Here is a 4709-nt window from a genome sequence, read left to right as displayed (position 1 = left end):
AGGCTTTTACGCCATTCTTTAATAAAATAAATTGTTACGCCGGGTAATGTTCGCGCCAATGGCGGGCAATGTCGATGCGGCGGGCGAACCATACATGGTCATGTTGTTGCACATAGGCAAAGAATTTCTTTAACCCCTGAATCCGCCCGGGCCGCCCGATAAGGCGGCAATGAAGCCCGATGGATAACATCTTGGGCGCGGTCGCCCCCTCTTCATACAAACAATCGAAAGCATCCTTAAGGTAGGTAAAAAAATGCTCGCCGGTGTTAAAACCCTGCACGGCGGCAAAACGCATGTCGTTGCTGTCCAATGTATAGGGCACAATAAGATGCGGTTTGTTCACCACCCGCGACCAAAAGGGCAGGTCGTCGCTGTAATCGTCGGCATCGTAAAGGAAGCCGCCCTCGGCCGCAATTAATTCGCGGGTGTTGGGGCCGGTGCGACCAGTATACCACCCCAGCGGCCGTTCGCCGGTAATTTTTTTATGCACCGCAATAGCCATTTCCAAATGTTCCTGTTCGATATGGCGCGGCACATATTGATAATTTATCCATTTGTAACCATGGCTGGCGATTTCGTGGCCGTCCTTCAAACATTGTTCGATAACCTGCGGGTGGCGCGCCATGGCCGACGCCACGCCGTAAACCGTGATGGGAATTTGCTGGTCGCGAAATACTTGCAACAAACGCCACACGCCGGCGCGCGACCCATATTCGTAAATACTTTCCATGCTCATGTGGCGCACATCGTCGAGCATCTGCGCCGAAACGATTTCGGACAAAAAAGCCTCAGACGCTTTATCGCCATGCAGGATGCAATTTTCGCCACCCTCCTCATAATTCATCACCACTTGAATGGCGATGCGTGCCCTGTTTGGCCAAACAACCTTTGGCGGGGTGGCGCCATAACCGATAAGATCGCGCGGGTAGGAATCGCTGGGGCCAACCGTCAATGGCGGGTTAAACGGCGGGGTGGGTTTGGGCGCGCTCATGTTATGGTTGTTTTATTACTTTAAGCGGCGTTAAAAAACAATCTTTTTAAAAACGATTAAGAAAATAATGGCTTAAAAATGAAACGCGGCGCGTATTGCAAAATTTAGCGTGCCCTGCGCCGCCTTGTCAGGGGCGAAGCCATAATCCACCGCCCCGCCCATGTCAACCCCGGGGGCGATTTGGTAATCAATCACCAACCTCGGCGTTATGACAAAATCCCAATTGGTGCGCCACGGGCCGTCTTCAATAACCTCGCGGTCGTTGTAATAACGGCTGGTAACTTTTGTTAAATTGTTGCGCGCGCCGATGTAAAACCCGGGCACAATCGTCCAACGTTTCAGCACAAACCCAACATCAACCCCCGCCGCCAATTCGTTGCCGATATATTGGTTTTGATAAAATAAGTTGAAGTCAGTTTTTAAATCAAATGGGTAATTAATATCGCGATATTCCAATATACCGGCGGTCAGGCGGTAATAACCCATCGGGGCGATAAAAAACCATGGTGCCAATTTGAATCGGTAACCACCGCTGACCATGGTTTGAAAATAAACCGGCGAATCGGGGGAGAGGCTCGCGCCCGTCCACTGGCTGGTAAAATTGATGTTGCCCAGCGGCGCGGCACCGCCCACTTCCCAATTTAATATCCCCTCGGCACGGGCGGGGGTTGCATTGGTGGCGGTAAGGCCACCGATAATAAAGGCCGCCGCCAAGCCATAACGCCAGCCATGTTTTGGTTGCGGGCGATTGGTCAAAACAGATTTTGCAGGTTTTTTTGGTTGGGGCATAAACAGGTTGGGTCTTCGGGAATAATAAACTTTTGGTTATTTTTTATCCCTATCATAAATCGATATTATTGTCATTATATTTGGTGGACGTTGATGGGTGGGGTTGGTCGCCGTTATTCATGGCCTTATTGACCTTAAGGTTTTTATAATATTGCGCGACAAATTTATTTCAGCCCGTATTTATCTTGCGCGGACGTAATTGCGCGCCGGTTGTAACAATGGTGGCAACAAAGCTCGGGTGGCTTGCTGGAATTAAAAATAGCAGAAAAAAGGAAAACCGCGCTTTACGCTGGTTTATCTTCGCTCGCCGGTGTTTCGGCGGCGGGTGCGGCGGCTTCAACTTTCGGGGCTTCGGCCGGTTTTGGTGCTTCGGCGGCGGGCGCGGCCTCGGCTTTCGGGGCTTCGGCCGGTTTTGGTGCTTCGGCGGCGGGCGCGGCGGCTTCAACTTTTTCCGGCGCAACCTCGGCGGGTTTTGCGGCGGCGGCTTCGGCGGCTTTTTTCGCTTCTTCTAATTTGGCTAAGGTTTTGGCGCGTGGCATGTTTTGTTTGGTTTGGGTTTTCGCCTTTTCCTTGCGGTCAACCTTAACCAATCCATGCTGGCTTAAAAAAATTGCAACCCGTTCCGATGGTTCGGCGCCGACCGACAACCAATATTTGACGCGTTCGATGTCGATAACAACCCGCGCCGGGTCTTTGCTGTCCAACATCGGGTTGTAACTGCCAACCCGTTCCAAAAATTTGCCGTCGCGCGCACGGGTGCGGGTTGCCGCAACCAAGCGGTAATAGGGGCGTTTTTTTGTGCCACCACGGGCAAGGCGTAAACGAACGGACATGTTTTTTCCTTTTTTTAAGTTATGTTCTTTAAACTTCTAATGAATTTTGTCTTTATGTCCTGCCACGGAACAATCACAATGTCAAGCGGTAAAATGATGGGGCCGGTAAAGACGCATTTAGCTAGGCCGGCGCGGCCTGGCAGGGCAATGATATTTATTTTGACAATTTTTTGTTTTTGCTTTATTATGCGGGTAATCGGTGTTTTGGGCGCGATTTGACCAAATTTTTAAACTTTAACTAGTCCTTAAACCAAACCATGGCACCTAACCGGCACGTAAAAGAGCGACTATGGCAACCAATTTCTTACATCAGCGGCATACAAAATGGCTGTCCTTGGGTCTGTTGCTGGTTATTGGCAGTATTTTGTTTGTGTGGTTTTCGCATGACGATATTTTTGAAGACAAGGTTGCACCACCAACCCTGACCAGCCTTTCCCTAAAACCCGGCAAGCCATTTCGCCAACTGGTGGCGTTGAAAAACGACAGCAAAACCTCGGGCACATTTATTGGCACCTTGACCGCGATGGTAAAAAACATTCCATCGAAACCGCACCGAATTTTCCAGCAAGCCACCAGCTTAATGCTCTATAATGGTTATTTGCCCGGGCCGTTGGTTGAGGTCAAGGCCGGCGACCATGTAAAAATTAAATTCATTAATAAATTGGCAAAGGACACCACGGTGCATTTCCATGGCCTGCCGATTCCGCCGGAGCAAGATGGCAACCCGATGGAAGTGGTGCGCCCCGAAAAATCACGGGTTTATGATTTTCTTATCCCCGCCGATACCCAAGGGAGCTATTGGTATCACCCGCACCCGCACCAATTGGTGGCGATGCAGGCGGCGTCCGGCCTGGCCGGCGCAATGATTGTGCGCGCCAAGAATGACCCCTTGGCGGCATTGGGCATAACCGAGCAGAATATTTTTATCAACGGCCTGCGGCTAAGCAATGGCCAAATCGATAAAAACAACCAGATGGATTGGCAACATGGCCGCATGGGGGAGACATTGTTGGTCAATGGCGTGGTGCAACCGGTGTTGACAGTAAACCCGGGTAGCACGCAACGCCTGCGGATATGGAACGCGACCAATGGGCGGTTCATGACGCTGGTGTGGAAAAAGGGCACCGACCCCGACGCGCCAAATACCGACGTTAAAACCTACCTGGTGGGCACCGATGGCGGGTTGATACCCCGCCCCTACCTGCTGGGGGGCGATGGCGTGATGTTAACATCGGCGCAACGCCGCGAATTGGTGGTGCGGTTTGATGGCAAACCAGGCGATGTTTACACCTTGTTTGAACAATATCCAAAATTACCGGAACTGGCCACCGCGGCGGGCAATGAAAACGCGGGTGACGCCATGGCCGGCATGGACATGAACATGGGTAGTGCAGGCAATTCCCACAACATGGCCGGCATGGATATGAACATGGGCGACGCGGGCAATTCCCACAACATGGCCGGCATGGATATGAACATGGGTAGCGCGGGCAATTCCCATAACATGGCCGGCATGAGCATGAACATGGGGGGCATGGATGCGATGCCCGGGATGGAGGCTGGGGTGCAAAAACCATTGATGACGGTAAAATTGGGCAATGGGCCAGTGGAAAAACCAATTGCTTTGCCGGACAACCTGCGCAGTATTCAACCTCTGCCGCCAACCGCGATTAAGAAAAAATTAGCATTTACCGGCGTGCTGGCCGATGTATCGATTAATAATAAAAAATTCGATATGAAATCGATAGAGTATGTCAGTAAAAAAGGCACGGTCGAGGAATGGTCGGTGGTTAACCGCGCCGACATGACCCACCCATTGCATATTCATGGCGGGCAATTCCAAGTGGTGAGCCGCGAATTGGATGGCGTGGTGAAGAAGCCGCCCTATGTAGCGTGGGAGGACACAATCGCGGTTTTGCCCGGGGAAACGGTGGTGCTACGTATGAAGCAAGATTTTGTCGGCATTCGCATGATTCATTGCCATATTTTGGAACATGAAGAACGCGGCATGATGGCGACGATTAATGTTGTTGAATAGGCCGATTGCAAAAACTGATAATGATATTTCAGCGGCGGTAAATCGCGGCCTGGCGGCG

At 51.3% G+C, this 4709-nt stretch carries 4 protein-coding genes; 1 reads left to right on the top strand and 3 read right to left on the bottom strand.

The annotated features are described in order from the left end of the window. Positions 1–34 precede the first annotated feature (34 nt). The 3 genes from puuE to rpsP all read right to left on the bottom strand — a co-directional run bounded on the left by puuE (position 35) and on the right by rpsP (position 2613). Positions 35–991 carry an allantoinase PuuE gene (puuE, locus tag QM529_07460; GenBank protein ID MDI9314492.1) on the bottom strand — a complete coding sequence of 319 codons (957 nt, stop codon included), beginning with the start codon at positions 989–991 and terminating at the stop codon, positions 35–37. Between the two features lie 72 nt (positions 992–1063). Next, positions 1064–1747: a hypothetical protein gene (locus QM529_07455; GenBank protein MDI9314491.1), complete on the bottom strand. Its 684-nt coding sequence runs from the start codon at positions 1745–1747 to the stop codon at positions 1064–1066. Positions 1748–2064: 317 nt separating this feature from the next. Continuing rightward, complete coding sequence (rpsP, locus tag QM529_07450; protein MDI9314490.1) at positions 2065–2613, bottom strand: 30S ribosomal protein S16; 549 nt, start codon at positions 2611–2613, stop codon at positions 2065–2067. A 289-nt stretch (positions 2614–2902) separates the two neighbouring features. Between rpsP and QM529_07445 the strand changes: the two genes are divergently transcribed. Continuing rightward, positions 2903–4651 carry a multicopper oxidase family protein gene (locus QM529_07445; protein ID MDI9314489.1) on the top strand — a complete coding sequence of 583 codons (1749 nt, stop codon included), beginning with the start codon at positions 2903–2905 and terminating at the stop codon, positions 4649–4651. The last annotated feature ends 58 nt before the right edge of the window (positions 4652–4709 follow it).

Source organism: Hydrotalea sp., assembly GCA_030054115.1.
GTDB lineage: Bacteria > Pseudomonadota > Alphaproteobacteria > JASGCL01 > JASGCL01 > JASGCL01.
Note: the sequence above shows the minus strand (reverse complement) of the source record. Positions and strands in the feature narration are given on the sequence as shown.